This is a genomic window from Mucilaginibacter sp. PAMB04274 (assembly GCF_039634385.2).
Taxonomy (GTDB): domain Bacteria; phylum Bacteroidota; class Bacteroidia; order Sphingobacteriales; family Sphingobacteriaceae; genus Mucilaginibacter.
In genome coordinates, this window is sequence record NZ_CP155081.2 from 4,324,242 (window position 1) to 4,351,237 (window position 26,996).

Consider the following 26,996-nt stretch of genomic DNA (forward strand, 5'->3'; position numbering starts at 1 on the left):
CGTCTCTTTATTTTAATATCAAATATTCTTTTCCTCTACCATTCTGAAAAACTCGTCGCGGTAGGTATCACCTATGGGAATAATTTTGTCGCCAATGAAAATGCGGCTACGCTCGATACTGTCTATCTTATTAAGGGCAACAATGTACGAGCGGTGCACGCGAATGAAATGGCGCTCGGGCAGGGCATCCTCCACCTTTTTCATATTCTGTAGCGTAATAATTCGTTCAGCCGGCGTAAATATGGATATATAATCTTTTAAGCCTTCAATAAAAAGAATATTGTTCAAATATACTTTCTGAATTTTATGCTCAGTTTTCACAAAAATAAAATCGTTCGATATATCAGACTGCGGCTGGGGTGCCTCCTCCTTTTCAACCGGCTTATTGGAGGGAAACATAACAGCATGCACTTTTTGAGCCGCTTTATAAAACCGATCAAAGGCAATGGGTTTTAACAAGTAGTCGGCAGCATCCAGCTCATAACCTTGCAGGGCATATTGCGGGTAGGCCGTGGTTAAAATAACACGGGCTTTACCGTTTGATATACGCAGAAACTGAATGCCGGTAAGCTCGGGCATCTGCACATCCAAAAAAACCAGATCAATGCCGCCATCCTGCACTAGGGTAAGTGCTTCGATAGCACTGGTGGTAGCCTTAACTAATTGCAAAAACGGAATTTTTGAAATGTAGTCTTCTACAACGTGCAGGGCCAAAGGCTCATCATCAACAACCAGACATCGGATCATGTTATAAAATTAATGATAATTCACAAGTATAGGTGTCGGCAGTATCATTAATATTTAAATGATACTGATTTGGGTACAGCAATTTTAAACGGCGCTTTACATTGTTTAGGCCAATACCACCGGCTGCATCGCGATTATGCAAATGCTTTTTATTGTGCATATAAAAGTCGAGGTGACCGTCATCTACCGTAATTTTTAGCTGTATAGGTGCTGCCGGATCATTGGCTACGCCGTGTTTAAATGCATTTTCAATAAACGATATAAGCAGCAAAGGCACTATACGCTGGTTGGTAATAATACCATCTACCTCAAAGTTTACATAAGAGTTGTCGCCAAAACGAATCTTTTGCAGATCGATGAAATTTTGCAGGTACTGCAGCTCATTAGCCAAATCAACCTTGTTATCATTACACTCATACAGCATGTAACGCATAATTTCCGAAAGCTTTAGAATGGCCTCGGGGGTGTTTTCGGCCCGTTGGTAGGCAAGTGAGTATATACTGTTTAAAGAGTTGAACAAGAAATGCGGATTGATTTGCGACTTTAGCAATGCCAGTTCGGCCTGAAGGCGCTGGTTTTCCAAATCGCGCTGTATACGCTCGTTCAAAAACCAATCGACTGTAAAATGCAGCAGCAAGCTTAACAGCACAAATATAACACTTGTAAAACAGGCGCTGATAAAACTGATGGCTTTACCGTTACGACCTGTAAGTATATGCTCATGAAATATGCGCCCCAAGCCATACTTAACAAAACCAACTGCTAAAACAGCTAAAAGCAGCATAAGCAGGTACCTGCCATACCGCTTATTGTTCAGGTAATTGGGTATAAATACCAGGTAATTAGAGTAGAACAGGCCAATATTGATAAAGCCATAACCTACAAACGTAACCAGCAGGTCAACCATCTTTATTTTAGCGTTGGTGTGCGCTATATACATAAAGAATGAGATGACGCTTATCCAAAAAAAGGAATGCCAGAAGATTTGCCAGCTTTTTTTCATTGCCCTAATATATAGTTAAAGCGGTAAAGCTACCTGCTTATTTATATACATGCTGGCAATTTGCCGATAAACAGGCTATAATTATCGATGAACTGGTTGATAGATAGAAAGGGCAGTTCATCTATAATATTCAGCAGTTGGTCTAAATTAGTTTAGCAGTTTGTTTTTTTGAATTTACTTTGTATCATCAAATCAGTCACAATGAAAAAGTTATTATCAAACCTGAATCCCTTTATCCTGTTAATGTTGCCTGTACTATTTGCTTTGGTACTGGGTGTAGGTTACCAGTTTGAGCATGCTAAAAGCTTAAACGGTGATAACAGCATAGCATCAGTTAAACAAACCACTTCTTTATTTACAAAAGGGGTTCGTTTAGTTAAAGTTGTTTGCGCTGTATCAACCGAAAAAGCATGGTAATTCAAACACAGGATCTGAACTTTTACTTTGGCAAACAGCCTGTTGTAAAATCATTATCATTACAAGTACCCGAAGGCAGCATATTTGGCTTTCTAGGCCCTAACGGGGCGGGTAAAACAACAACTATAAAATTGCTGCTCAGCTTGTTACAAATACAAGAGGGCAGCATTCATATTTTTGGGCAGGAGCTGCAAAGCAATCGCATCAAAATACTCTCGCAAGTGGGTTCGCTTATTGAGCAGCCTGCTATATACGCTCATCTTACCGGTAAAGAGAACCTTATTAACCGCGCCCGCCTGCTGCAGGTTCCGGCTAACCGTGCCAATGATATGCTGGCCCTGGTTCATCTTAACGATGCCGCGCATAAAAAGGCCGGCAACTACTCGCTGGGTATGAAACAACGGCTGGGCATTGCCCTGGCTATGCTGGCCGACCCTAAACTACTCATACTGGATGAGCCAACTAACGGACTTGACCCTAACGGCATTATTGAAATACGTGAGTTATTGGTTAAACTAACCAAAGAGCACAACAAAACCGTTTTTGTATCGAGCCACTTACTGGCAGAAATTGAGCGTATGGCTACCCATGTGGGTATCATTAACCATGGCGCCATGATGTTTCAGGGTAGTATACAAGACCTGGAAAACCTAAGCCAGCCGGTTGTGCAGGTCGAAACCACCGAAACCGCTGATGCTGCCAATTACCTCAAGAGCCAAGGCTATGAGATTACTCACGTAACCGATACCTATTTAACGCTACCTTTCTCATCAAAAGAAGATACTGCAGCTATTAATGCCAGCCTGCACCATAATGGCCACAAGGTTTACAGTATTGGTAAAATACAAAAAGACCTGGAAGAACTGTTTTTGAACATAACCCAAAAAGCCTAACCTGAGCCATGAAAGGATTTTTACTATCACTGCAATCTGAATTTTATAAGAGCCGTAAAACGCTGGGCTTTTGGAGCGCCATACTGCTGCCATTTATATTAATGTTTTTAGTTACGATTGGCTTTTACATAAAAGCTGATAAGCTGACCGCGTACACCCCCGAAAAAGTATGGGGCAACTTTGCGGGCATACCTATGGGTGTAATGGGTTCGCTGCTGTTACCTATGTTCATTATATTTTTAGCCTACTCGGTAAATAACATTGAACATCGGTCTGATACCTGGAAAACGCTGTTTACCTTACCTATACCCAAATGGTCAATTTACAGTGCTAAGTTTGTTTATGCTGTTCTGTTGCTGCTAATATCACTTTTGCTGTTCCCGGGGTTTACTATTTTATTTGGCAACCTGCTGGGCGCCATACAGCCAAAGCTTAAGTTTAGCGGCTACCATATGGAAAAAGAGTTATTCCAGATTTACAGCAAGCTCTTCCTGGCTTCATTGGGCACGCTTTCGCTCCAGTTTTTGATGAGCCTGGTTTGGAAGGACTTTTTAAAACCTATGGGTATTGGTTTTATAGGAGCCATTATGGGTATTATATTGGTAGCTACCGTACACTGGGAGTATGCTTACACTATACCCTACTCACAGCCGCTGCAATCTATAATGGGCCGGAGCAAAACTTTAAACGGCCAGGCCCAATTTGAACTGCTTACTAAGGAGGTACAGCTAAGCCTGATTACCGCTGCTGTAATATTTGTAGCCGGCTATTTTGTTGTAAAACGCAAAAGCATTAAATAATTTTAACCTTATCATACAACCATTAGAGGCGCCTAAGCAGGCGTCTCTTTTTTTATGTGCAATGCTTTACAGGTACAGTTGCACCATTTGCCGCCAGTAACGGGGCCGATGCCCGTTACCATCCCATATATAAAACTCGTGCTGTATATCATGTGCCAATAGTTTCCTACTCAGTTCCTGGTTACTGTGTAAAAAAGGATCGGCTTCACCAACAGCTATTACCATATCGAGCTGTTTTATTCTATTCAGGATATTTTCATCGCTTAAGTTGGCCATAAACTCCTGGGGCATGTTAAAGTAAATGTCTTCGTCCCGGTAACCATCAAACAGATCGTTATAATTTTCCATTTGCACAGTAAGATCATAACGCCCGCTCATGCCCACCACTTTTACAAACTTTTCGGCATGCCGTAAGGCAAGGTTAACTGCATGGTAAGCACCCATGCTACAACCAGCTACTTCAATGGGCCGGCCGCTATTATGCTGGTGCATGAAAGGCAATACCTCGCCCAGTATGTATTCTTCATACTGCAAATGGCGTTCAATGCGCGCTCTGGGCTCAATAGTCTTGTTGTAAAAACTTTCAGCATCAATGCTGTCCACACAAAAAAGCTGGAGCTCACCGTTTTCCAGTTTCTCGAACAGAGCACCAACTACGCCCCAGTTTTCATAATCATAAAACCGAGCCATACGCGTTGGAAAAAAAAGCACCGCACGGCCCCCATGGCCAAACACCAAAAGTTCCATGTCGCGCTGCAACACGTTGCTAAACCACTTGTGATACTCCCTGTTCATCTAATAGGGTATTGGTGTATTTGTATTAGCTCTTAAATTCTCATTAAACTATGCTACTGCCTATTACTTCTTTCCAAACACTATATCCCTTTACGCTTAGGTGCAAACCGTCATCAGCAAAATATTCCTTTTTTGGTGCACCGCTACTATCCAGCATTGCTTTGAAAATGTTTACGAAACGCCAGTTGTTCTGCTTTTTAATAATCTCGCTCTCAATTAAATTATTAGCATACTTAAACTGATCGGCCATACTCCAGCGGGCCGGGCTTGGTTTCAGCGAAACATAGTAGCAGGGTATATCGCCAAAACGCTCGTTTACCCTAAACATCAGTTGCTGAAAAAATATAAAAACCTCTTCGGGCAGCCGGCCATCGCCCAGGTCGTTATCACCAGCGTAAATTACCAATCTTTTAGGGTGAAAAGGCATCATTATACGGTCAAAAAACCAAACGCATGCTGCAATAGTAGAACCTCCAAAACCCAGATTTATAGGTTTCAAATCTTTAAAATCATCATACAAGCTTGTCCACATACGCATACTCGAACTGCCATAAAAAAGCGTTTCCGGCGCGTAACCAATCTTTAAACTATCCTTTTCCAGGCGCTTTACCTCATCCTCGTACCAATACATTCCGAAATATATGAAAGTGGCTTGATGTTACAACACCGGCCATGTTTTAAATACAAAGCAGGCTTAAAATGTTTGATGCTTAATGGATTGTTTACTCACTCCTACAGCATAGATTGTAATCTGGCGTTTAATATAAATCCGGCTATCATCTCAGTGCTTCACCGTTGTTTTCTTCTTAATACATATCATCAGCATAGCCGGCTAAAATTTCGTCTGATACATTAAGTATGGTTACAGCTTCGGCTTTTTTTTGACATTGCACCAAGTAACACCGCTCCGTTCCCGATTCTAAAATCACCGCTCTTTGCTTATCTTTACAATTGTAATGATACAATCTCCTTCCGAACGTTATAATCAGAAATTTAAAGATATACTGGCCCAACTGAATGCTGAGCAACTTGCCGCCGTGAATAAGGTTGACGGTCCGGTTTTGGTGGTGGCCGGCCCGGGTACGGGCAAAACACAGATACTGGCCGCCCGCATTGGTAAGATACTGCTCGAAACCGATGCCCAGCCCAATGAGATTTTATGTTTAACCTATACGGATGCCGGCGCGGTAGCCATGCGCAAGCGTTTGTTCGATTTTATAGGTCCCGATGCTTATCGCATTAACATTTATACGTTCCACGCTTTTTGTAATGACATTATTCAGGAAAACCTGGACTATTTCGGCAAGCTGAGCCTGGAGCCACTGAACGATCTGGAATCGGCCATGTTGTTTAGGGAATTGGTGGACGAGTTTGATAAAGACCACCTGCTAAAACGCTTTACCGGCGATATTTACTACGATGTTCCCCGGCTGAAAAGCCTGTTCAGCACCATGAAACGCGAGAACTGGGAACTGACCATGATTGAGCGCGCCGTACAGGAATATATTGACGACCTGCCCAACCGCGACGAATTCATCTACAAAAGGCCCAATGCCGCCAAAGGCATACAAAAAGGCGATATAAAACAAAAGGATGTTGATGCCGCCAAAGAAATAATGGCCAAGCTGATTTGTGCCGTAAACGAATTTGCGAATTACGAGGGCAAGCTCAAAACGCGTGGCATGTATGATTATGATGACATGATTATTTGGGTGCTGCGCGCCTTCCGCGAGAATGAAGACTTGCTGCGCCGTTACCAGGAACGCTACCAGTATATTCTGGTGGATGAGTTTCAGGATACCAGCGGTTCACAAAATGAGTTGTTGAAATTTTTGCTTACTTATTGGGATACGCCCAACGTGTTTGTAGTGGGCGATGATGACCAGTCCATCTTCCGTTTTCAGGGCGCTAACATGAAAAACATACTGGATTTTGCCGACGATTATGTAAGCACACTGCATACAGTAGTACTTAAACAAAACTACCGCTCTAACCAAACCATCTTAGATATATCGCGCGTGCTCATTGGCAACAACCGCGAGCGCTTAACCAGTCAGCTGCGGTTAGATAAAAATTTGCTGGCCGCTCATCCCCGCTTTCAGGCAGAGATGGTTGAACCGGTGATTAATGAGTATGCCAACACCGACCAGGAACTGGTTGACGTAGCCCACCAGATAGAGCGGCTTATTGCCCGCGGTACCGATCCGGCCGAAATTGCCGTGATTTACCGTAACCACAACCAGGTGGAGCAACTTATTCATTACCTCGACGCTAAAAAAGTAGCGGTGAATACCCGGCGAAAGATTGATATTTTGACGCTGCCCTTTGGCGAAAAGATCATCAACATAATGCAGTACCTGGCTATGGAAATGGACTCGCCTTACAGTGGCGATGAATTACTTTTCGAGATCCTGCATTATGATTTTTTTGACATTCCGCCTATTGAGATTGCCAAGGTGAGTATTGCGGTATCCAAAGCCAACTTTAGCATGAATGCCGATGAGCCCAAAACCTCCATACGCCGTTATGTAAGCGAACTAAAGCCTAACCGCCAAGCCAGCTTGTTTGAGCAGCCCGAAAATGTGGAGATGAAGCAAGTAGTTGCCGATATAAACTTCCTGCTTAAGGCGTCGGTAAGTTTAAGCCTGCAACAGCTGTTTCAGCAGGTTATTACTGCTTTGGGCATTTTAAAGTATGTAATGCAACAGCCCGATAAGGGCTGGCACATGGAGGTACTCACCAGCCTGTTTAATTTTGTACGCGATGAAGCCCGCAAAAGCCCTGAAATGAAATTAAAGCACATCGTCAATACCATTGATCTGATGAAGCGCAACAACATCAGGCTGGAGCTGCACCAGGTAATACATGCCGAAAATGGCGTAAACTTTGTAACCGCCCACGGCTCAAAAGGACTGGAGTATGAGTATGTATTTTTAGTTGGCTGCACCAAAAGGATATGGGATTCAAAAGGTCGCAATATGGGCTTTAGCTTTCCTGATACGCTCATGCAGGCCTCTGGCGATGAGAACGCCCAGCAGGAAGAATCGCGCCGGTTGTTTTATGTGGCCCTTACCCGTGCTAAGCAATGCCTGCACATCTCCTACCCTGTCAAAGACCGTAATGATAAAGACCAGGAAGCATCGCAGTTTGTAGGCGAAATATTGGCCGCAAGCCACCTGCAGGTACAGCACCCACAGGTAAATGAGGATGCGCTGATGGCGTACTTTGCCACCCAGTTTAGCGAGGCCGACAAGCCTGTGGTACAATTGCTGGATAAGAACTACATTAACCAGCTGCTGCAAAACTACGTATTATCGGTTACGCACCTCAACAGCTACCTGGATTGCCCGCTGAAGTTCTATTTCCAGAACCTCATACGCGTTCCGGCGGGTAAAAGTCCGGCTATGGCATTTGGATCGGCAGTGCACCATGCCTTGTATAAGGTGTTTGACAGAATGACCAAAAACGATAACCGCTTTGGGCCGGTAGATGATTTTATGCGCGAGTTTAAATGGTTTATGTACCGCAACCGCGATGCCTTTACCAGCGAAGAATTTAAATTGCGGATGGACTACGGCGAAAAGATACTACCAGCTTTTTACGAGCAAAACGTTTACCAATGGAACAAGATAGTACGCGTGGAACACGCTATGCGCAACTTAACCATTAACGGAGTACCGGTAAAAGGCCACCTGGATAAAATTGAGTTTAATGGCAACCAGGCCACTATTGTAGACTATAAAACCGGCAAGCTTAAATACGCTAAAGAAAAACTGTTGCGCCCAACCACCGATAACCCCAACGGGGGCGACTACTGGCGCCAGGCTGTATTTTATAAAATGCTGGTGGATAACGACCGCAAAGGCTGGGAAGCAACCGGCACCGTTTTTGAATTTATAGAACCTATTGACGGACAATACCACAAAGAAAAAATACTGGTGATGCCACAAGACGTAGAAACCGTAACCCGCCAGCTTACCGAAACCTACCATAAAATTATGGCCCATGATTTTGCCACCGGTTGCGGCAAACCCGATTGCGACTGGTGCCACTTTGTGCGCAGCAACTTTAAACAGCCAGGTAAGATATTAGAGGGTGTTGAGGAGTAGTTTGCAGGCTTTAGCAAGTACAAATAAAGAAGCCTTTAACAAGGCCGCACTGTTTAAACAAACCTTGTCGAATTACCGTATAAGCTTACGTCGTGCTTTAATTATATAAAGCACCAATTCAATTATTATATTTATACGAAATTACAGCGCATAGAATGAGACACTTAGCCTATACCATAATATTCTTTATTGTAGTTGCCGTTAACGGTTGTTCAGATGATTCGGGTGTTATTGTACCGCAGGTTAGCTCCACACCTATTACCGGAACCATCACGCCTACTACGCCAACAAATCCAACCAACCCAACCACGCCTACTGCGCCAACAGATCCGACCACACCTACTACGCCATCCAACCCAACTACGCCAACAGATCCATCGGCCGCTCAGTATAGCATTACTTTTAAAGCTAATGGCACAGTTGTTTCATTTACGGATGTTTCTGCAACGCGTGGAATTGCAACCAACCCCAGAACTTTGAGCGTTACCGGTACCGGAAAGAATGGTGCGGTGCCAAAATTTAAATTCTTTATGGAAGAAACATCCATTGGCTTTGAAAAAGGCATAAATATTTGGATGAAAGAATACAGCTATCCCACCACCTATGTTGAATACACCAGTAGCGCTAATGAAGCCTACTCTACCATGAATGCTAAAAATGAGATATATGCCTTTCTAACCGATGTATCTTATACTAATGGAGGACCAATTGCAGGTACTTTTAATGGCACTTTTATAAACAATGGTGTGGCCGTTCAAATTACCGAGGGTGTATTCAAAGCTAAGTTTAGCAATTAATCGCAACTACTTTTACTGTTAACAGTCTTCAACTACGATAACATGTAGGTTATATACTTTTATATCACACAAAATGCGTTTATAAGAGGCGTATTTCAAATAGAACACTTGTAACAGGTCTAAAATAGTAAGTAAGCTGGCGTGTTCAGCGGTCACATTTATACGGCACTATTTTTTATAACTCCACACTAAGCTATCCGTCCTGAAGGGTACAGCCGGTAGCCCAGCACCATTTACAAGGTTTGGCCGGGCAATCTCTGTCCATGCAAAGCGTACCTGCGTAGGCTTAGTTACCGCCGGGCTGGATACTATAATTGTGTTACCCGAAATTTCGGCTTGGGCATCTACAAAGTTACCATCGGCTCCGGCTATAGTGAAAAAGGTCGGCGCTTGTCCGTCGTTGGTTTTTAAGCCGTTGGCATCGGTAAAATACAGCACAACTTTGTTGTCTTTAACCTGCATCCGCTGGTAGGCTGGTCCGCTATAGGTGATGTTCTTAACGCCGTAATCTTTAGCCAGCGCCACCAAGGCCAGGCGGCGTCCAACCTCCCATTTATAAGGCGGATGAATGTCGGCAAGGTTATCAACCAAATCCGTAACAGTTATAAATGCGGTATGTGGTATATGGGCAGATTGCACCTGCTGCTCCCAAAAAGCGGGTAAAGTTTGCGGTGTATGGGGCAATTTATCCTTACGTTTGGTGTAGTAGTAAGGCGCTATCAACACCGAGTAAAACGGCAATTTAGCATTACCCCATTGCTTACGCCAGCTATCAACCAGGGCCTGCATTTTATCGGCATAGCGCATACCAAGTTCGTTCAGCATAGCATTACTTTCGCCCTGGTACCATAAAAAGCCACGAAGTGCGAAAGGGGCCAGTGGTTTAATCATGCTCTCATAATACTTTCCCGGCGCCATACTGTCAATCATCATTTTGGGCTGGGCTGCTTCTTTGGCAAAGGCCGGTAAAGCTGCATATCCCGAAGCTGGTGTCCAGGGCTCGATGCGGCTGCCTCCCCATGATGAACTGATTATGCCAACAGGCACCTTCAATTTTGCCTGCAAGTTTTTGGCAAAATAATAACCCGCTGCCGATATTTGTTCCAACGCCTCGCCTCTGCTTTCGTTCCAGCCGGTGGTGGTCACGTCGGCCAGGCTTAGTTTCTTTTCTACCTTAAACAAGCGGATAGCTGGGTTAGCTACCGCTAGTTCCAATTCGGCGCTATCTACGCCTTTGGCCGGCTTGGCATACCCTCGGTTCAGTTTCATGGTATACTCCATGTTAGATTGGCCCGAGCACAACCAAACTTCACCTACCAAAATATTGGTCAACTTTAGGATTGAGGTGTCGGATGTTATGGTTAAATCTTGCGGCTTGCTGTTGGCAGGCATGGGGTTTAAAGTAACTTTCCAGTAGCCGCCAGTATCGGCAGTGGCAGTTTTGATCTGTCCGCCAAACTTTACCTTAACGGCTTTACCGGCTTTAGTCCATCCCCAAATGGGTACAAACTCACTACGTTGTAAAACCATATTACTGCCAATTACTTTAGGCAGTTTAACCTGAGCAAACAACGCTCCTGATCCTAAAAAGAACAGACCAGTAAGCCAAACATATTTTTTAAAAAACATAAGCAGATTTATAACGGTTGCCGTGAAAATAGGTGATTATTATGAGAGTTGCAACGGAGGTGTTTTTATGAATGGAAATTATGGAATTAAAGAATTGACAGCATTCCTCTTTCATGCCGGTGGATAATAACAAGTAAAAATCTTGTTTCCTTATGCTTGTTCCCTGTGCTATCTGTATCTTGCTATTGATAAACCACAAACTGCATGAAGTTTAAACTTTTACTCCCTTTACTATTTGCCGTGCCGGCCATGGCGCAAACAACCGTTAAGCAAGATGCTGCCATTAAGCAAATGAACGACGAGGTATCGGCCCAAAATATTGAAACCATAGTACGCAAGCTGGTAAGCTTTAAAACCCGCCACACCTTAAGCGATACTATCAGTAAAACCACCGGTATTGGCGCTGCCCGCAACTGGATAAAGGCTGAAATGGAACGCTATGCAGCAGCATCCGGTGGGCGTATGAAAGTGGAGTTTGATACATTCACACAACCTGCAGGCGGCCGCATTGGCAAGCCTACTGTTTTAAAGAACGTGCTGGCTATCCTGAAAGGCACCGACCCTAATGATACCCGCGTGTATATGGTATCGGGCCATTATGATTCAAGGGTTAACAATGTTATGGATTCGGCTTCTGTAGCGCCGGGCGCCGTTGATGATGCTTCGGGCACGGCAGTGTCTATGGAAATAGCACGTGTAATGGCTAAGCATTCCTTTCCGGCTACTATAATTTTCATGGCGGTAGCAGGCGAAGAGCAAGGGCTTAACGGTTCTACCAACGTAGCTAAACGCGCCAAGGCCGAAAAGTGGAACATAGATGCTATGCTCAACAATGATATTGTAGGAAATACCTACGGCATGGAAAACGGTATTAAAAACAATACCAGCGTGCGGGTCTTCAGTGAGGGTATACCTTCAACGGCAGCGGGCGATGCACGGGCTATTACAGCCTTAATAGGCAACGGTGGCGAAAACGACAGCCCGTCAAGACAACTGGCCCGTTACATCAAAGAGGTAGGCGAACGTTATGTAAGCCACCTGGATGTGAAAATGATTTATCGCCGCGATCGCTTTTTGCGAGGCGGTGATCAGACACCATTTTTGCAGAACGGCTTCACCGCAGTGCGCTTTACCGAAATGAACGAAGATTTTAACCGTCAGCACCAAAATATTCGCAAAGAAAAAGGTGTAGATTATGGCGACCTGCCCGAATTTGCTGATTATGAGTATATTCAGAAAGTGGCCCGCATGAATCTATCGGTATTAGCTAACCTGGCATCAGCTCCTGCTCAACCACAAAATGTGGGCGTAAGCACCAGCGGGTTAACAAACAAAACAACACTAAAATGGCAGGAACCGGTGGCAGGTAAAAAGCCGGCCGGCTACTACATATTGATGCGCGAAACCATTAACCCTTATTGGGAAAAGAAAATATTTGTAACCGGTAACGAATACACATCTGATTACTCCAAAGACAATTACTTTTTTGCCGTGCAGGCGGTAGATGCCGATGGACATGAAAGCTTACCGGTATATCCAAAACCAATAAGATAATTTGTAACAAGCGGATAAAACAATCATCTAAAACTAAAAATATCACAAATGGATACTTCATTAATTACAACAAGCACCGGTCTGGATGGCTACAAGGTGGTTAAGCACTTAGGTGTGGTACGCGGTATAACGGTACGTAGCCGTAGCGCACTGGGCAACATTGCCGGCGGCTTTCAATCATTGTTTGGCGGCCGCTTATCCATTTACGTTGAGCTTTGCGAACGTACACGTGAGGAAGCTTATCAATTACTCATTCAACATGCCGCAGCTTTGGGTGCCAATGCCATTATTAATATGCGTTATGATGCTAATGAAGTAATGCAGGGTATTACCGAAGTGCTGGCTTATGGCACAGCTGTGATAGTAGAGAAAGAATAAGTAATATATAACTTTTAAAGAGGTAGTATCAGGAAGTACTGACTACCTCTTTCTTTTATTCCTGACTATTTTTTAAAGGCAGAGTGAACCAAAAGGTACTGCCTTTATCAGGCTCGCTCTCTACCCATAAATTGCCTTCATGACGGCTTATAATTTCATGTGATATATATAACCCGATTCCTAACCCTGAAATATTGGGGTTTAGTTCCTCAACCCTGTAAAAGCGCGAGAACAACTGCGAAAACTTATCGGGAGCTATACCAATACCAAAATCTTTCACACTCAGCTTAACCTCATTTGCACTGGCAGTTAGCATTAACTCAACCTCATTGGCCATGGGCGAATATTTGATAGCATTGGTAAGCAGGTTAATAACCACCTGCTCAATCCTTTGCGGATCGCCGTATACCTGCAAACTATTAACATCAGTATGCACATTGATACGATGTGTGTTATGCGAATGCTGTATCAGTTCAACAGCATCATCAACAATTACCCTGAAATCGAAATCTTCCTTAGTTAATTGCAGCTTGCCTGCCTCAATTTTTGATACATCCAGCAGATCTGATACCAAAGCCGAAAGCTTTTTAACCTGTTGCACGGTTTTGCTCACAAACTTTTTACTGCTATCGCTGCCCGGCATCCTTTCCAAAATTTGCAGGTAGCCGGTTATGCTGGTTAAAGGTGTTTTTAACTCATGGCTGGCCAAACCTATAAACTCGTCTTTCTTTTCGTTAAGTGTCTTTACCTCTTTGTATAACTTAGCATTATCAAGTCCAATGGCAGCCTGAGCGGCGATAGGGCCAACCAAACTTTCGTGCTCACTGGTAAAAACGCCGGCTTTTGAGTGCCCAAAGAATAACCCTCCTATTACCTCGCCAGACCTTAAAATTACCGGTACGGCTAAATAACTCACCACAGGCAAATGCCCCGCTGGCATACCATTATGCGGCGGGTTGTGCCCATAGCGCAGATCTTTGGTAATATCACCTACACGTACCACACCTTCGCCCGAAAAAGTTGCATGAAAAACGGCCGTATTTCGGGGCATTCCAAATCTTTCAAATGCTTCTCTTGGCGCGCCCGATAAAGTATATAATAAGTACGACTCACCGCTTTCATCAACAGCATTATAAAAGAACGCACCAAACTCTGCCCCTGTCAACTCTGTTGTTATATCGGTAACTTTTTGTAAGATCTTATTCAGGTCAAGTTCTTCGGCAATTACCTTAATAACGGTATTAATAATCTCAAGCCGCCTGGTATAACTACGGGTGTTTTCGTCTACCGTCTTCTGGATGCTTATATCGCGGGCAATTTTGGAGGCGCCTATAACCTGCCCGTTATGGTCTAATATCGGTGATACTGAAAGCGAGATTGGAATTTCCCGCCCATATTTTGATATCCGTATAGTTTCAAAATGATCGACCCTTTTATTCTGAGCAATTTGGCCGATAATATATTCCTCTTCCTTTAAACGTGATTGTGGTATCAGTATGGAAATGTGTTTGCCTATCACTTCGTCTGCTGTATAGCCAAACATGGCCTCGGCCGCGTTGTTCCAGCTGGTAATAATACCTTCCAGCGTTTTACTTAATATGGTATCGTCGGATGTATCAACAATAGCCGCCAGCCTGGCCTGGTGTTCGTAAGCTTTTTTTCGTTCAGAAACATCACGTGCAATTTTAGAAGCACCAATTACCTCCCCAGCATCGTTTAATACAGGTGATACCGATAGCGAGATAGGAATTTCCTTACCTGCTTTAGTAAGCCGCATGGTTTCAAAGTGGTCAATCCTTTTCCCCTGCCTAACATTTCCAATAATAATATCTTCTTCACCTAGCCTGGCGTTTGGAATTAGTATAGATATATGTTTGCCTATAATTTCGCTGGGACTGTAGCCAAATAGTTTTTCGGCAGCTTTATTCCAACTGGTTATTATACCATCTAAGGTTTTACTAACAATGGCATCTTCTGATGAATCGACTATTGAAGCCAGCAAGGCCTGCTGGTTATTGTTAATTAAATAATTATTTAAGGGAATAAGCGTAACCATGACGCCTGACGTTGCATCGCCATTAAACAATGGCGTACATGAGGCCTTTATTTTTAATTTTTTGCCGTCGGGCTTTTCAACCATTAGTTCTGCTTCTGTAACTGCAGCGTTTTTAACGCACACAGCCATCGGACTAACGTCTGGCGAGAGGTATTGCTGATTTGTGTCTAACAGCTTAAAAAATGGAAACCATTGGTTTTGATTAACCTGAGGAGCGGCTTCCCAAAAGTTGACAGCAGCTTTATTGTAGGCAGTTATGTATCCCTGTGTGTTGCAGGTGTACACAGCAACCGGTAAGCTGTCAAACAATGCTGACGGTAAACGATAAGCATTTTCGTCCTGACCAAAGTTTGCTGATATCAAGTTGCTGTCTAAACTGCCTGTGCCCATTATGTATACGAAGTAGATGTATTAGCAAAACATTCTCAATTGTTGTAAATAGACGATTAATGCGAAGTTAAGATATTTTATATATAAACGTAATTTATATAAAATTGATCATACTAGTTGTAACTGTTGCCTAAGGTACTTTGTACTAAACACTCTAGAAACGAAACTTTGGCACCCAAACTGAAAATTTTTCACCAGTTAAACAGCGTTAAAAAAGTAAAAATGTCAGTTGGCACTTTTGAGAGGCGTTTGGCATTCAGGTTGTAAAATAGCTCATGTAAACGTTCTTAATATTAATTAAATTATAGTTCATTCAATTTAAAAACATCTTTTAGGAGGAACAAACTATGAGTTTGGTTAAATGGAATAATGAGAAAAACAACAATGCATTAATGCCAGGCTTTAATGACATTTTTGAATCATTCTTTAACGATGCTTTTGTGTCTGACCGCATGGTATCACGTGTACCGGCCGTAAACATCAGCGAAACACCCGAAAGGTATCACATTGAACTGGCTGCCCCCGGACTGAAAAAGCAAGACTTTAAAATTTCTACAGAACGCAGCATTTTAACTGTATCGGTAGAACAACGCAACGAGAATTCAGAAAACAATAAAAAGTATAACAAGCGGGAGTTTAGTTACACGTCGTTTGTACGTTCATTCACCCTGCCCGAAAGTGCTGATGAAAGCCAGATTGAAGCCGTTTATAATGATGGCGTACTGCAAATTGACATTGCTAAAAAAGAAGAAGCTAAAAGCATAAGCCGTCAGATTGAGATTAAATAAGTTGTTTTTTTAATTCTCTTTTTACAATAAAGGCACTCTATTACGGGTGCCTTTATTGTTTAAAAACTATTTAGAGCTTTACTTTCTTATTACCTTCATCAACACCTTTTATGAACTTGATCAGGCCGGTCATGTAAGTTTGCTGATCGTCATACATGCTCAAGTGGCTGCCTTTAGCGCAATAAAGGTAAGTACCATTAGCAAACTGCGTGGCCATCCATTGCATGTGTTTGGGATCCATGGTATCATACCGCCCGCCAATACTTAGCGACGGAACGGCAACTTTAGGCAAATCAGCTTTACGGTCCCATTTTAACAATTTACCTGCTACACCAAACTCACTTGGGCCCTGCATGGTTACGTACAGCGATTGGTTCATTTTCGCAAACGATCTGTTCACCGGCTCGGGCCACTGATCGAGCGGAAAGCGGCACAAGTGCTTGGTATAGAAGTTAGGCATTAACAATTGCATATATTCAGGGTTATCAAAGTCTCCTTTAACTTCAATGGCACGTATTTTGGCCAGCACCTTAGGATCCATTTGCTTACTTAATACATCCTCGGCATATTTGCCATAGTCGGGACAACTCGACATCATGTTCGAAATAATTAAGCCTTTTAAATGCTGCTGATATTTTAAAGCATACTCAAGCGCTAATATGCCGCCCCATGAGTGGCCCAACAAATAAAAATTTTCCTTATCAAGCTTAAGCGCCTGACGCACCTGCTCAACCTCCTCTACATAACGCGGCAGGCTCCACATGCTGGTATCTTTAGGGTTGTCTGAGTTACCGCACCCCAGTTGATCATAGTAAATAAGCTCTACACCTTCTGCAGGTAAAAAGCTTTCCATACACTCAAAGTATTCGTGTGTAGCGCCTGGGCCGCCGTTTAATAACAGCAGTTTCATTTTAGGATTATTGCCAATCCTTTTAGTCCAAACATTGAATTTACCTTTAGGCGTTGTAATAGCTACTACTTGTACACCGCCTGTTTTAACGCCCGAGGTAGTATCTTTGAAATAGTTGCTTAAACTGATGTTCGAATGCTGCTCCGCTCCTGTGTTACGGCACGCACTAATAGAAACAACAGCCAATATAATGACCGCTTTGAAGTAATTGCAAAGGTTAAACATATGAATGGGTTGTTTTACTAAGATAATGTTTTTACCTAATTGTAAAAACCCATTAATTCCATTATTTTACGCTTAATGAAAGCAGTTGTTATTTTATTTAGAGTATGTGCAATTGGTGTACTATTAGTGAGCTGTGCTACCCGTATGCCGCGCGAACGAGGTGACTTTAAGCCAACAGATTTGGTAGAACTTATTAAAGCAGACCCTACGCTTAAGCTGGACATACGCTATGCTACCAAAAACAACCTGGCCAGCCGGCCAGTATACCGGCAAGCCCGTGCCTTTCTGCAACGTGATGCAGCTATGGCAGTGGCCCAGGTTAACCAGGAACTAAAACCATTAGGCTATGGTTTACTTATTTTTGACGGTTACCGCCCCTGGCAGGTTACTAAGCTATTTTGGGATGTAACTCCGGCCCAGAATAAGAAGTTTGTAGCTAACCCCAAAAACGGCTCGCGCCACAATCGGGGATGCGCGGTTGACTTATCATTATACGACCTTAAAACCGGTAAAGAAATTGAAATGACCGGAGCTTACGATGAGATGAGCGAACGCTCGTACCCCAGCTATACCGGCGGCACTGTACAGCAACGCCAGATGCGCGATTTGCTTCGAAGCAAAATGGAAGCTCATGGCTTTAAAGTTTACAGCGTGGAGTGGTGGCACTTTGATTATAAGGATTGGAAACAATACCGCATTAGTAATGTGCCGTTTGAGAAGATGTAAGGAGTCTATAAACAAAAAAGGCATGACCTACTCAGTCATGCCTTAGTTTTTATATTAAATACCCGATATTAATATCTGTAGTACTCCGGTTTAAACGGACCTTCAACAGCCACGCCAATATAGTCGGCTTGTGATTGATCAAGCACTTCCAGCTCTACACCAATTTTAGCCAGGTGTAAACGGGCAACTTTTTCATCAAGGTGTTTAGGCAGGGTGTATACTTTATTCTCGTAAGCGCTACCGTTAGTCCATAGCTCTAATTGGGCCAGGGTTTGGTTAGTAAACGAGTTTGACATTACAAAGCTTGGGTGACCGGTTGCGCAACCTAAGTTAACCAAACGGCCTTCGGCCAGTACAATTACGTCTTTGCCTTCAATGGCATATTTATCTACCTGTGGTTTAATTTCAATTTTGGTATTGCCATAAGTGCCGTTTAACCAGGCCATATCAATCTCGTTATCAAAGTGGCCAATGTTACACACAATGGCTTTATCCTTAAGGGCACGGAAGTGTTCTTCGCGTACAATGTTGCAGTTACCTGTAGCGGTTACCACAATATCGGCCTCAGCAATAGCAGTTGCAAGTTTTTTTACTTCAAAGCCTTCCATAGCGGCCTGTAGCGCACATATAGGGTCAATTTCGGTTACAATAACACGTACACCAGCGTTACGCAGAGAATCGGCCGAACCTTTTCCCACATCGCCATAACCGCAAACTACGGCTACTTTACCAGCCATCATTACATCGGTAGCACGGCGGATAGCGTCAACCAGTGATTCGCGGCAGCCGTATTTGTTATCGAATTTAGATTTGGTTACCGAGTCGTTAACGTTGATAGCCGGCATAGGCAGGGTACCATTTTTAACGCGCTCGTACAAACGGTGTACGCCGGTAGTAGTTTCTTCAGATAGACCTTTAATAGCCGAAATCAGTTCAGGATATTGATCTAATACCATGTTGGTTAAATCACCGCCATCATCCAAAATCATGTTTAACGGTTGGCGATCTTCGCCAAAGAACAAGGTTTGCTCAATACACCAGTTAAACTCTTCTTCGGTTAAACCTTTCCAGGCGTAAACCGAAATACCGGCAGCAGCAATGGCAGCGGCGGCGTGGTCTTGCGTTGAGAAGATGTTACATGATGACCAGGTAACTTCGGCACCCAACTCAACCAGTGTTTCAATTAACACGGCGGTTTGAATGGTCATGTGCAAACAGCCTGCAATACGGGCGCCTGCCAAAGGTTTTGATGCACCAAACTCGGCACGCAAAGCCATTAAACCAGGCATTTCGGCCTCGGCCAGTTCTATTTCTTTGCGGCCCCACTCGGCCAGCGATAAGTCTTTTACTTTGTATTTAACGTAGGTGGTTTCTACTGATGACATACTTTTTTAATTTGAATACAAAAGTAGGTAATAACCCCGTGTTAAACAAGCCCGTACGCACACGTTGGTACAGACATACACTTCTGTAAATGTTTTAATATCTTAACTTTACAGCCGCACATGAATCTCCATCAAAAAATTGCTTTGGCCAGACACCAAATGGGACTTACCCAGGAGGAGTTAGCGAACCAGGCCAACGTTACGGCCAGAACCATACAGCGCATAGAAAGCGGCGAGAGCATACCGCGTAAATTTACGCTGAAACTGATTGCTGCGGCACTTCACATCCCTTTTGATGAGTTGAATTCTATGGGCGAAGAAATAGTAGTTGCTCCGGAGCCGGGAGCCGTTTCCAATCAAACAGAAGTTTCCGAAGACCTGTCGGTAAAGATGGCATCTAATGAAGACAAGGTAAACTTTTTAAGGTTGCTTTGCTTGTCGTGTTTCAGTTATTTGCTTGTGCCCTACGTACATTTCCTGATCCCTTCTTATCTGCTAAGGAGGCGGCACGAACAAGACCCGGCTGTTCTGCGTTTTGCGCGGAACGTGATCCAAAATCAGGTGTACTGGGTTATTGCAACAGTGGCGGCATTTTTGCTTACACTGGGGTATAACTTTATGCAGGCTGCATACCTTAAAAATCAATATCCGGCTAATTACCTGCTCGTATTTTTTTTAATGTATTTCATCAATCCCTTTCTCATTTTAAAAAGCTTCACCCAGATCAATAAGCGTTTTTTGAGCGAGTAACGGCGTTTTTCCAACCCTTTGTGACGTTAACTTCAGGCGAACGTCGGGCTAATGTCGGGCGTTTGGCAAGGAGGACAGATATACCTTTGGAACAACAAACCAAATGTAAATGACACACTCGCTATTCACCTTTCGCAAACTACTTTTTACCGCTTTAACAATCAGTACTTATGCAGGCATCTCATCTGCACAGGCGCAAATGATGCCACCGGCTACCCCCAGTCAACTGGTTTTACCGGCTAATGATTTTAAAACAGATTTTATATGGGAAACCAATGCCTTAAACAACCAGTTTGAAGCCCATGCAGCGTTACTCATTCCAGTTAAATTACCCAATTGCCCCAAGCAGTTTTACATGCAGTTTGACACCGGAGTACCTCAAAGCATTCTTTACGCCGAAAGGATAAGCGCCATCAAAACAAAGTACCCTGCCAGTGTTGCAAAAGAAGATTCTACCCAAAAACTGATTAATCAGCAAATTACTATCGCGGGTAAAAATATACTGGCTAAAGAGATAGTACTTAAAAAATATAGTGGTAAAACTATAGACTGGAAAAACAAGAACAGTATAAATGTTATAGGTACCATTGGTACAGATTTTATAGAGAACAGAACTATTGTTTTTAATTATCCCGGCAAAAAGATCTGGCTAACAAGCGAGATACCCAACCAGTTAAAAGCCAAACTAACTTTAAGTAAATTTATGCTGGTAAGCAATAGTATTTTGCTGCCGGTAGAAATTCATAAAAAACGCGTAATGCTTTATTTTGATACCGGCTCCAGCGCATACGAGCTTTTAACCAACAAGGCCACGGCCCTGGCTTTAGCTACCGCTGATGCCAAACCGGTTCAACAGCAGGTAAAATCATGGAACAGCATGCTTACAGCCAACATTTATACCACCGGCGATAGTATTATAATAGCCAGCCAAAAGCTTCCGATTAAAAGGGTTACTTATATGGACGGCGTTAGTAACAGCCAGATTGACCAGATGATGAAAATGGGTATGGGCGGCATGACAGGTAATAAGCTTTTCATTAACCATATTCTGGTAATAGATGCCCGTAACAAGCAATTCGGCATCACTACATCAACTAACTAATAGTTAAACATTTTTAGAGGTATAGAAGTTATTTAAACCAAACTTCATACATCTGATGATGAAAAACGCTTACTTACTTTCTGTAGTTTTTACGGTTGCTCTGCTTTCGGCATGTGGCGGAAACAACACACCCTCAAACGTGGGCACACCAGGTACCGAAAAGGACGCCACGAGCAAGACCCTGGAGGCCGGCGCCGATCTCATACAAAGCAAGTCGCCCTTGAAAAAGTTTAACGCTTACCTGGATGGTTTCCACTTTTACAATGGCAACCCTAAAGCTCAGATGGAAGCGCATCATTATGTATCTCAACTCAATGAAGATATGCACCAGGCCATAATTTTTGATGGCAATGGCGATGATGCCAAGATTATGGGCATTGAATATATAATATCTGAACGGCTGTTTAAAACCTTAGATGCAGAAGAAAAGAAGCTTTGGCACTCGCACCACTACGAGGTAAAATCGGGCGAATTAATTGCACCGGGCTTGCCTGAACTTGCAGAGCATGAACTGATGGAAAAGCTGGTATCAACCTACGGCAAAACCATACATACCTGGCATACCGACCAGCAACGCTCTTTACCTGTAGGCTCGCCCATGATTATGATGGGCTTTACAAAAGATGGCCAGCTAAAGCCTGAACTTGTAGCCGCAAGAGACAAACGCTTCAACGTATCAATGGCCGAGAAGCGAAAAAGCCGCGAAGATATACTCATGCCCAAAGTTGACCCAATGGCCAATGCCTGGGAAAAAGGCGAGATCAGGCAGTTCACTATATCGGCCAATGCCGACAGTGCCATAAAGAAACACCAAGGAATGCCGCAGCATTGAGAAGAGTAACCGGAAAGAAAGACTATTGTGAATAGTGGCTTCCAGAAATGAAAGAGCAGGCTAGTAATGCAACCCGCTCCGCTATATTTTATTCGTTTAAGCTTAAATATTGTTTAGGATTAACTGCCTTGCCGTTACGACGCACTTCATAATGAAGGTGCGGACCAGTTGAACGGCCTGTTGAACCTACTTTGCCAATCAGCTGACCAACATTAACCTTTTGTCCTTCTCTAACTAACATGCGCGATAGGTGACCGTACCAGGTTTCAATACCATCGGTATGACGTATGCGTACGCAGTTGCCGTAACCACCAGCACGACCGGCAAACACAACCTTACCGCTGGCCGTACTTTTAACCGGCTCGCCCATACGTCCTTTAAAATCAAGCCCCGGGTGAAATTCATTGCGGCCAAAATTAAAAGGGTTGCTGCGATAGCCAAAGTACGAAGTAAAGTCGCTTACACGAGGGTAGCCCATAGGCATCATGGCTATGTTATCAACCATTTTATCCAGGTAGCGGTTATACTTTTTATACAAATCTACATAACCATTCTTTTTATCTGTTTTTTTAACGGCTTTAGCCGCTTTAAAAGATATGCCATGCAGGCCACGCTTATTCAGGTAAGTATTAATCTTACCTAACTTGGCTTGTATGCCTTCAATATAGGTTAAGGCTTTGCTGCTGGTGCTGTCGCTTTGGGCCGCAACCAGTTCCATTTTGGCTGCTTCATCGCTTATTTGGCCCTGCAGTTGTGCAACTTGTGCGTTTAACCGGTTATTCTCAGCAGCCTGTATGTCATGGCGCTTGTTTAGCTGAAACACCGTTACCAGCAATACTACAATTAATAAAAAGGCAACGGCGGTTAAGGCCTTTAAACGGTTTATATAAGCGGCTCTGATTTGCAATGTACGACCACGAAGCTGACGCGCTCCAACAACACTTTCTCTACCTAAATCTGCTTGTTTTAAGTTCATGCAATAATCTATTTTATAATCAGGGGGGCAACAAAAGCTTGCTGCACGCTTTTATACGGTGCCACGCAACCCAAATGTTACAGGGTAAACGTCAGCTAAGTGTTAATATTTTAACAGTTTAGCAATTTTAAAAGCCGTTTTGGTATTTTTGTAATTAATAAATTAAAACACAACCATGTATCCAGAATATTTAGTGGCTCCTATGCGGGCTGATTTGACTAACGCCGGCTTTGTAGAATTAAAAGACGCGCAAGAAGTTAAAAATGCAGTGGAAAGCGAAGGCACTGTATTTGTAATGGTAAACTCGGTTTGCGGTTGCGCCGCTGGCATGGCTCGTCCTGCTGCTAAAATGGCTGCACAACACACCAAACACCCCGATAAACTGGTGACTGTATTTGCCGGTATGGAAAAAGATGCTGTTGATGAGGCTCGCCGTTACATGCTGCCTTATCCGCCATCATCGCCAGCTATGGCTTTGTTTAAAGACGGCAAACTAGTGCATATGATTGAACGCCACCAAATAGAAGGACGCCCGGCACAAATGATTGCCGATAACCTGATGGACGCTTTTGATCAGTATTGCTAAGCAAATACTTAAGTAATATGATAATAAAAATCCGGCTCCCAAATGGGCCGGATTTTTTGTTTATATCTTATAAGTAAAATAATATAAATTCGTGCTTTAAACACCATCAATAAGTATGAGTAAAAATTCTCGCATAGCTTTGTTAAGCACTTTGTTACTAAGTGCCGCTACGCTATCTTCATCAGCGCAACAAGCACCTGCGCCCGAAAACCCCAATTTTAAGATCTACCGGGCTACAACCGAAAAAATTAACGACCTGGTGCATACCAAGCTCGATGTTCGTTTCGATTACAAAAAACGCTACCTGTACGGCAAAGAATGGGTTACATTAAAGCCACACCAATACCCCACCGACAGCCTGCGCCTGGATGCAAAAGGCATGGATATTAAAACGGTGGCCGTAGTAAAAGCGGGCAAAAACACGCCGTTAAAGTTTACTTACGACAGCCTTTCGCTGGCCATTAAGCTCGATAAAGTTTATCGCAACAGTGAGAACTATACTATTTACATCGATTATACCTCAAAGCCTGACGAATTGAAAGCTCAAGGCAGCGCGGCAATCAGCGATGCTAAAGGTTTGTACTTTATCAACCCCGATAGCGCTTCAAAGAACAAGCCTGTTCAGGTATGGACACAGGGTGAAACCGAAAGCTCATCGGCATGGTTCCCTACTATTGATAAGCCCAATCAGAAAACTACCGAGGAGATTTACATGACCGTACCATCAAAGTACGTAACGCTTTCCAACGGCAAACTGGTGTCGCAAAAAAACAACGGCAACGGTACCCGTACCGATTACTGGAAAATGGACTTACCGCACTCGCCTTACTTGTTTATGATGGCCGTGGGTAACTTTAAAATTTACAAGGATACCTGGCGCGGTAAAGAGGTGAATTATTACCTGGAACCTAAATATGCGCCGTATGCCAAAACAATATTTGGCTACACGCCGGAGGCAATGGAGTTTTACTCCAAAACTTTAGGTGTGGATTACCCGTGGAACAAGTACGCACAAATTGTAGTGCGCGATTATGTGAGCGGTGCCATGGAAAACACTACAGCAACCCTGCATGGTGAGTATGTTCAAGGTACTCCACGCCAGTTTTTGGACCGCTATTACAACACCAGCCAGGGCGAAAGCACCGTAGTGCATGAGCTGTTTCACCAGTGGTTTGGCGATTACGTAACTGCTGAAAGCTGGAGCAACTTAACCGTAAACGAATCATTTGCCGATTTTAGCGAAACCCTTTGGGCTGAACACAAATATGGCAAAGACGAAGGTGATGCCCACATTGCCGGCGACAGAAGACAATACCTTGGTTCGGCCGATGCTGCTGCTAAAAACCTATTACGTTTTCACTACAATGATAAAGAAGATGTATTTGATGTAGTTACCTACCAAAAAGGTGGCGCTATACTTTACATGCTCCGTAACTACTTAGGTAACGAGGCTTTTTACAAAGGCTTAAACATTTACCTGAAAACCAACGGTCTTAAAAACGGCGAGGCGCAACAATTACGCTTGGCTTTAGAGGAAGCCAGCGGTAAAGACCTGAACTGGTTCTTTAACCAATGGTATTACAATTCGGGGCATCCTATCCTGAATATTAATTATAATTGGGACGCGGCCACTAAAACGCAAAGTATTTACTTACAGCAAACCCAAACCGGCAACGCGTTTGTATTGCCTATGGCAGTTGATATTTATGTAGGCGGCAAAAAAGAGCGCCACATGGTATGGATGCGCAACAAGGCCGATACCTTAACCTTTAAACTGGCCGCCAAGCCAGAGCTGGTTAACGTTGATGGCGATAAAGCATTGCTGGTTCGTAAAACAGATAATAAAACCGCTGCCGAGTTTGTATACCAATACAACAACGCACCGCTTTATCTTGACCGTTATGAGGCCGTAGCTTACGCCGAAGCGCAAGCTCCTGAAAATGCCGATGCACGCAAAATTTTAATTGCCGCATTAAAAGACAAATATTACGGCATCCAGATTAAAGCCATTAAAGCACTGAAGTTAACCAATGATGATTTGCGCAATGCGGCGCAGCCGGTACTGATATCCTTAGCACAAACCGATAAAAACAATCTGGTTAAAGCTGCCGCGCTGAATGCTTTAGCATCCCTAAAAGCTTCCGGAAATAGCAATTTGTTTAAACAAGCGCTAAGCAGCCAATCATACGCTGTACAGGCTGCTGCACTGAGTGGCTTAGGCCAAATTGATCCGGCGGCCAGCTTAGCTACCGCTAAAACATTGGAGAAAGATAGCGAAGGCGAGTTAGCCCAAACCATTCTGGGCATTTATGCCGCCAATGGTACCGATGCCGAGTGGCCTTATGTAAACCGTAAGTTTCAAGAAGCCGAAGCACAAGGTCAGTTTACTGTAATGCGCAGCTATGCTGCTTATGTTGGCCGCTTGCAAAGCTCACAATACGCACAAGAAGGCATTGAGCAAATCAGAGCTGTTGGCGTACGTTATAAACAATATGGCGTTGCACCAACGCTTATTACCTTGCTGGAAAACATCAAGGCACAACGTACAAAATTAAACGACGAGGCTTCGGCAAAAGCTGTAGATGCGGCTATTAAGCAACTCCAATAAAAGCATTTACTTGTAAAAGGCTGCCTAAATAGGCAGCCTTTTTTTGTTAACATGCAAGCAATCAACCCCATTAGTTGTTAAATATGTTAAATAGTTTGTACGGTTACAACCTGTTGTTTAACTTGCATTAAACCAACTGCTTTATGAAAAAGATATTGATGTTAAGCCTGCTTGTTCTTGCCTGTGCACTTACGGTTAAAGCCCAATCTAACCGTACCCTACCTAGCACTGGCAGCAATGAGGGCTTAAAGCCTGAAGCGGACACAAGTGTGGCAGCGCTGAGAGGGTTACAGCCTAAAGCAACTGACCTGTTAAAATATCTTCGGGAAACACCATCTGATGCGGTTATTGCTGCCAAGTTAGATAAGCGTTATGGCAGTATTGTTTACAGCACCATGCCTGTAGCCGGCCGTGGTGCCGCGCGTAGTGACAGTATGCCAATAGCAAAGCTTGGCGATCCGAATACACGCTACACTATGCTGGTAAAACGTATTACCATCGCAAACCCGACTAAAACGGAAGTTGCCAAGCCATAAAAGA

24 protein-coding genes are annotated in these 26,996 nt (G+C 43.5%); 15 read left to right on the plus strand and 9 right to left on the minus strand.

Features of this window, described 5'->3' with window-relative positions:
* Positions 1-18: 18 nt before the first annotated feature.
* Both ABDD95_RS18205 and ABDD95_RS18210 read right to left on the minus strand, forming a co-directional pair.
* A complete protein-coding gene (locus tag ABDD95_RS18205; RefSeq protein WP_345948771.1) occupies positions 19-747 on the minus strand; it encodes a LytTR family DNA-binding domain-containing protein in 729 nt (242 codons plus the stop codon).
* A 1-nt stretch (position 748) separates the two neighbouring features.
* On the minus strand, positions 749-1,750 hold the full coding sequence (locus ABDD95_RS18210) for a histidine kinase (RefSeq protein WP_345948772.1): 1,002 nt from the start codon (positions 1,748-1,750) through the stop codon (positions 749-751).
* Between the two features lie 201 nt (positions 1,751-1,951).
* On the opposite strand from ABDD95_RS18210, the gene ABDD95_RS18215 reads away from it, so the two are divergent.
* The 3 genes from ABDD95_RS18215 to ABDD95_RS18225 are packed head-to-tail and all read left to right on the plus strand — an operon-like array spanning position 1,952 to position 3,860.
* The gene (locus ABDD95_RS18215) at positions 1,952-2,167 is read left to right on the plus strand and encodes a hypothetical protein (RefSeq protein WP_345948773.1); all 216 of its coding nucleotides are present in this window, start codon (positions 1,952-1,954) and stop codon (positions 2,165-2,167) included.
* The gene (locus ABDD95_RS18220) at positions 2,161-3,060 is read left to right on the plus strand and encodes an ABC transporter ATP-binding protein (protein WP_345948774.1); all 900 of its coding nucleotides are present in this window, start codon (positions 2,161-2,163) and stop codon (positions 3,058-3,060) included. The genes ABDD95_RS18215 and ABDD95_RS18220 overlap by 7 nt, the downstream gene beginning before the upstream one ends.
* A gap of 8 nt (positions 3,061-3,068) precedes the next feature.
* Complete coding sequence (locus ABDD95_RS18225; RefSeq protein WP_345948775.1) at positions 3,069-3,860, plus strand: ABC transporter permease; 792 nt, start codon at positions 3,069-3,071, stop codon at positions 3,858-3,860.
* Positions 3,861-3,926: 66 nt separating this feature from the next.
* On the opposite strand, the gene ABDD95_RS18230 is transcribed toward ABDD95_RS18225, so the two are convergent.
* The gene (locus ABDD95_RS18230; protein ID WP_345948776.1) at positions 3,927-4,655 is read right to left on the minus strand and encodes an alpha/beta hydrolase-fold protein; all 729 of its coding nucleotides are present in this window, start codon (positions 4,653-4,655) and stop codon (positions 3,927-3,929) included.
* Positions 4,656-4,698: 43 nt separating this feature from the next.
* Positions 4,699-5,286 carry a GDSL-type esterase/lipase family protein gene (locus tag ABDD95_RS18235; protein ID WP_345948777.1) on the minus strand — a complete coding sequence of 196 codons (588 nt, stop codon included), beginning with the start codon at positions 5,284-5,286 and terminating at the stop codon, positions 4,699-4,701.
* 325 nt (positions 5,287-5,611) lie between these two features.
* Between ABDD95_RS18235 and ABDD95_RS18240 the strand changes: the two genes are divergently transcribed.
* Together ABDD95_RS18240 and ABDD95_RS18245 are read left to right on the plus strand one after the other, a co-directional pair.
* Complete coding sequence (locus ABDD95_RS18240; protein WP_345948778.1) at positions 5,612-8,764, plus strand: ATP-dependent DNA helicase; 3,153 nt, start codon at positions 5,612-5,614, stop codon at positions 8,762-8,764.
* Between the two features lie 155 nt (positions 8,765-8,919).
* Positions 8,920-9,561 carry a hypothetical protein gene (locus ABDD95_RS18245; protein ID WP_345948779.1) on the plus strand — a complete coding sequence of 214 codons (642 nt, stop codon included), beginning with the start codon at positions 8,920-8,922 and terminating at the stop codon, positions 9,559-9,561.
* Positions 9,562-9,729: 168 nt separating this feature from the next.
* On the opposite strand, the gene ABDD95_RS18250 is transcribed toward ABDD95_RS18245, so the two are convergent.
* Positions 9,730-11,190: a sialate O-acetylesterase gene (locus ABDD95_RS18250; protein ID WP_345948780.1), complete on the minus strand. Its 1,461-nt coding sequence runs from the start codon at positions 11,188-11,190 to the stop codon at positions 9,730-9,732.
* Positions 11,191-11,394: 204 nt separating this feature from the next.
* Between ABDD95_RS18250 and ABDD95_RS18255 the strand changes: the two genes are divergently transcribed.
* Together ABDD95_RS18255 and ABDD95_RS18260 are read left to right on the plus strand one after the other, a co-directional pair.
* Positions 11,395-12,744, plus strand: coding sequence for a M20/M25/M40 family metallo-hydrolase (locus ABDD95_RS18255; protein WP_345948781.1), 1,350 nt, complete (start codon positions 11,395-11,397; stop codon positions 12,742-12,744).
* Between the two features lie 48 nt (positions 12,745-12,792).
* The gene (locus ABDD95_RS18260; RefSeq protein WP_345948782.1) at positions 12,793-13,122 is read left to right on the plus strand and encodes a heavy metal-binding domain-containing protein; all 330 of its coding nucleotides are present in this window, start codon (positions 12,793-12,795) and stop codon (positions 13,120-13,122) included.
* Between the two features lie 55 nt (positions 13,123-13,177).
* Here the strand turns inward: ABDD95_RS18260 and ABDD95_RS18265 are convergent, their stop codons facing one another.
* The gene (locus ABDD95_RS18265) at positions 13,178-15,568 is read right to left on the minus strand and encodes a PAS domain S-box protein (protein WP_345948783.1); all 2,391 of its coding nucleotides are present in this window, start codon (positions 15,566-15,568) and stop codon (positions 13,178-13,180) included.
* 347 nt (positions 15,569-15,915) lie between these two features.
* On the opposite strand from ABDD95_RS18265, the gene ABDD95_RS18270 reads away from it, so the two are divergent.
* Positions 15,916-16,356 carry an Hsp20/alpha crystallin family protein gene (locus ABDD95_RS18270; RefSeq protein WP_345948784.1) on the plus strand — a complete coding sequence of 147 codons (441 nt, stop codon included), beginning with the start codon at positions 15,916-15,918 and terminating at the stop codon, positions 16,354-16,356.
* Between the two features lie 70 nt (positions 16,357-16,426).
* Here ABDD95_RS18270 and ABDD95_RS18275 read toward each other — a convergent pair whose 3' ends face one another.
* Positions 16,427-17,491, minus strand: a complete 1,065-nt coding sequence (locus ABDD95_RS18275; RefSeq protein ID WP_345948785.1) for a proline iminopeptidase-family hydrolase — start codon at positions 17,489-17,491, stop codon at positions 16,427-16,429.
* A 75-nt stretch (positions 17,492-17,566) separates the two neighbouring features.
* On the opposite strand from ABDD95_RS18275, the gene ABDD95_RS18280 reads away from it, so the two are divergent.
* Positions 17,567-18,217 carry a M15 family metallopeptidase gene (locus ABDD95_RS18280; RefSeq protein ID WP_345948786.1) on the plus strand — a complete coding sequence of 217 codons (651 nt, stop codon included), beginning with the start codon at positions 17,567-17,569 and terminating at the stop codon, positions 18,215-18,217.
* Positions 18,218-18,285: 68 nt separating this feature from the next.
* On the opposite strand, the gene ahcY is transcribed toward ABDD95_RS18280, so the two are convergent.
* Entirely contained in the window at positions 18,286-19,602 is a 1,317-nt protein-coding gene (ahcY, locus tag ABDD95_RS18285) for an adenosylhomocysteinase (RefSeq protein ID WP_345948787.1), read from the minus strand.
* 120 nt (positions 19,603-19,722) lie between these two features.
* On the opposite strand from ahcY, the gene ABDD95_RS18290 reads away from it, so the two are divergent.
* The 3 genes from ABDD95_RS18290 to ABDD95_RS18300 all read left to right on the plus strand — a co-directional run bounded on the left by ABDD95_RS18290 (position 19,723) and on the right by ABDD95_RS18300 (position 22,286).
* Positions 19,723-20,352, plus strand: a complete 630-nt coding sequence (locus ABDD95_RS18290) for a helix-turn-helix domain-containing protein (protein WP_345948788.1) — start codon at positions 19,723-19,725, stop codon at positions 20,350-20,352.
* Between the two features lie 109 nt (positions 20,353-20,461).
* A complete protein-coding gene (locus ABDD95_RS18295) occupies positions 20,462-21,454 on the plus strand; it encodes a hypothetical protein (RefSeq protein WP_345948789.1) in 993 nt (330 codons plus the stop codon).
* A gap of 55 nt (positions 21,455-21,509) precedes the next feature.
* Positions 21,510-22,286 (plus strand): OBAP family protein, encoded by a 777-nt coding sequence (locus ABDD95_RS18300; RefSeq protein WP_345948790.1) that lies wholly within the window; start codon positions 21,510-21,512, stop codon positions 22,284-22,286.
* A gap of 88 nt (positions 22,287-22,374) precedes the next feature.
* Here ABDD95_RS18300 and ABDD95_RS18305 read toward each other — a convergent pair whose 3' ends face one another.
* Complete coding sequence (locus ABDD95_RS18305) at positions 22,375-23,262, minus strand: M23 family metallopeptidase (RefSeq protein WP_345948791.1); 888 nt, start codon at positions 23,260-23,262, stop codon at positions 22,375-22,377.
* Between the two features lie 175 nt (positions 23,263-23,437).
* Here ABDD95_RS18305 and ABDD95_RS18310 point away from each other — a divergent pair, with 175 nt between their 5' ends.
* The 3 genes from ABDD95_RS18310 (at position 23,438) to ABDD95_RS18320 (ending at position 26,992) form a co-directional block, all read left to right on the plus strand.
* The gene (locus ABDD95_RS18310; RefSeq protein WP_345948792.1) at positions 23,438-23,848 is read left to right on the plus strand and encodes a BrxA/BrxB family bacilliredoxin; all 411 of its coding nucleotides are present in this window, start codon (positions 23,438-23,440) and stop codon (positions 23,846-23,848) included.
* Between the two features lie 115 nt (positions 23,849-23,963).
* Complete coding sequence (locus tag ABDD95_RS18315) at positions 23,964-26,456, plus strand: M1 family metallopeptidase (protein WP_345948793.1); 2,493 nt, start codon at positions 23,964-23,966, stop codon at positions 26,454-26,456.
* 143 nt (positions 26,457-26,599) lie between these two features.
* Positions 26,600-26,992 carry a hypothetical protein gene (locus ABDD95_RS18320; RefSeq protein WP_345948794.1) on the plus strand — a complete coding sequence of 131 codons (393 nt, stop codon included), beginning with the start codon at positions 26,600-26,602 and terminating at the stop codon, positions 26,990-26,992.
* The last annotated feature ends 4 nt before the right edge of the window (positions 26,993-26,996 follow it).

Excerpts from the sequence above, each read along its gene's own strand:
- ABDD95_RS18275 (WP_345948785.1), bottom strand. The coding sequence starts at position 17,491 with ATGTTTAACCTTTGCAATTACTTCAAAGCGGTCATTATATTGGCTGTT.
- ABDD95_RS18215 (WP_345948773.1), top strand. The coding sequence starts at position 1,952 with ATGAAAAAGTTATTATCAAACCTGAATCCCTTTATCCTGTTAATGTTG.
- ABDD95_RS18230 (WP_345948776.1), bottom strand. The coding sequence starts at position 4,655 with ATGAACAGGGAGTATCACAAGTGGTTTAGCAACGTGTTGCAGCGCGAC.
- ABDD95_RS18270 (WP_345948784.1), top strand. The coding sequence starts at position 15,916 with ATGAGTTTGGTTAAATGGAATAATGAGAAAAACAACAATGCATTAATG.
- ABDD95_RS18255 (WP_345948781.1), top strand. The coding sequence starts at position 11,395 with ATGAAGTTTAAACTTTTACTCCCTTTACTATTTGCCGTGCCGGCCATG.
- ABDD95_RS18260 (WP_345948782.1), top strand. The coding sequence starts at position 12,793 with ATGGATACTTCATTAATTACAACAAGCACCGGTCTGGATGGCTACAAG.
- ABDD95_RS18280 (WP_345948786.1), top strand. The coding sequence starts at position 17,567 with ATGAAAGCAGTTGTTATTTTATTTAGAGTATGTGCAATTGGTGTACTA.
- ABDD95_RS18220 (WP_345948774.1), top strand. The coding sequence starts at position 2,161 with ATGGTAATTCAAACACAGGATCTGAACTTTTACTTTGGCAAACAGCCT.
- ABDD95_RS18305 (WP_345948791.1), bottom strand. The coding sequence starts at position 23,262 with ATGAACTTAAAACAAGCAGATTTAGGTAGAGAAAGTGTTGTTGGAGCG.
- ABDD95_RS18315 (WP_345948793.1), top strand. The coding sequence starts at position 23,964 with ATGAGTAAAAATTCTCGCATAGCTTTGTTAAGCACTTTGTTACTAAGT.
- ABDD95_RS18225 (WP_345948775.1), top strand. The coding sequence starts at position 3,069 with ATGAAAGGATTTTTACTATCACTGCAATCTGAATTTTATAAGAGCCGT.
- ABDD95_RS18320 (WP_345948794.1), top strand. The coding sequence starts at position 26,600 with ATGAAAAAGATATTGATGTTAAGCCTGCTTGTTCTTGCCTGTGCACTT.
- ABDD95_RS18310 (WP_345948792.1), top strand. The coding sequence starts at position 23,438 with ATGTATCCAGAATATTTAGTGGCTCCTATGCGGGCTGATTTGACTAAC.
- ABDD95_RS18295 (WP_345948789.1), top strand. The coding sequence starts at position 20,462 with ATGACACACTCGCTATTCACCTTTCGCAAACTACTTTTTACCGCTTTA.
- ABDD95_RS18290 (WP_345948788.1), top strand. The coding sequence starts at position 19,723 with ATGAATCTCCATCAAAAAATTGCTTTGGCCAGACACCAAATGGGACTT.
- ABDD95_RS18250 (WP_345948780.1), bottom strand. The coding sequence starts at position 11,190 with ATGTTTTTTAAAAAATATGTTTGGCTTACTGGTCTGTTCTTTTTAGGA.
- ABDD95_RS18240 (WP_345948778.1), top strand. The coding sequence starts at position 5,612 with ATGATACAATCTCCTTCCGAACGTTATAATCAGAAATTTAAAGATATA.
- ahcY (WP_345948787.1), bottom strand. The coding sequence starts at position 19,602 with ATGTCATCAGTAGAAACCACCTACGTTAAATACAAAGTAAAAGACTTA.
- ABDD95_RS18265 (WP_345948783.1), bottom strand. The coding sequence starts at position 15,568 with ATGGGCACAGGCAGTTTAGACAGCAACTTGATATCAGCAAACTTTGGT.
- ABDD95_RS18210 (WP_345948772.1), bottom strand. The coding sequence starts at position 1,750 with ATGAAAAAAAGCTGGCAAATCTTCTGGCATTCCTTTTTTTGGATAAGC.
- ABDD95_RS18300 (WP_345948790.1), top strand. The coding sequence starts at position 21,510 with ATGATGAAAAACGCTTACTTACTTTCTGTAGTTTTTACGGTTGCTCTG.
- ABDD95_RS18205 (WP_345948771.1), bottom strand. The coding sequence starts at position 747 with ATGATCCGATGTCTGGTTGTTGATGATGAGCCTTTGGCCCTGCACGTT.
- ABDD95_RS18245 (WP_345948779.1), top strand. The coding sequence starts at position 8,920 with ATGAGACACTTAGCCTATACCATAATATTCTTTATTGTAGTTGCCGTT.
- ABDD95_RS18235 (WP_345948777.1), bottom strand. The coding sequence starts at position 5,286 with ATGTATTGGTACGAGGATGAGGTAAAGCGCCTGGAAAAGGATAGTTTA.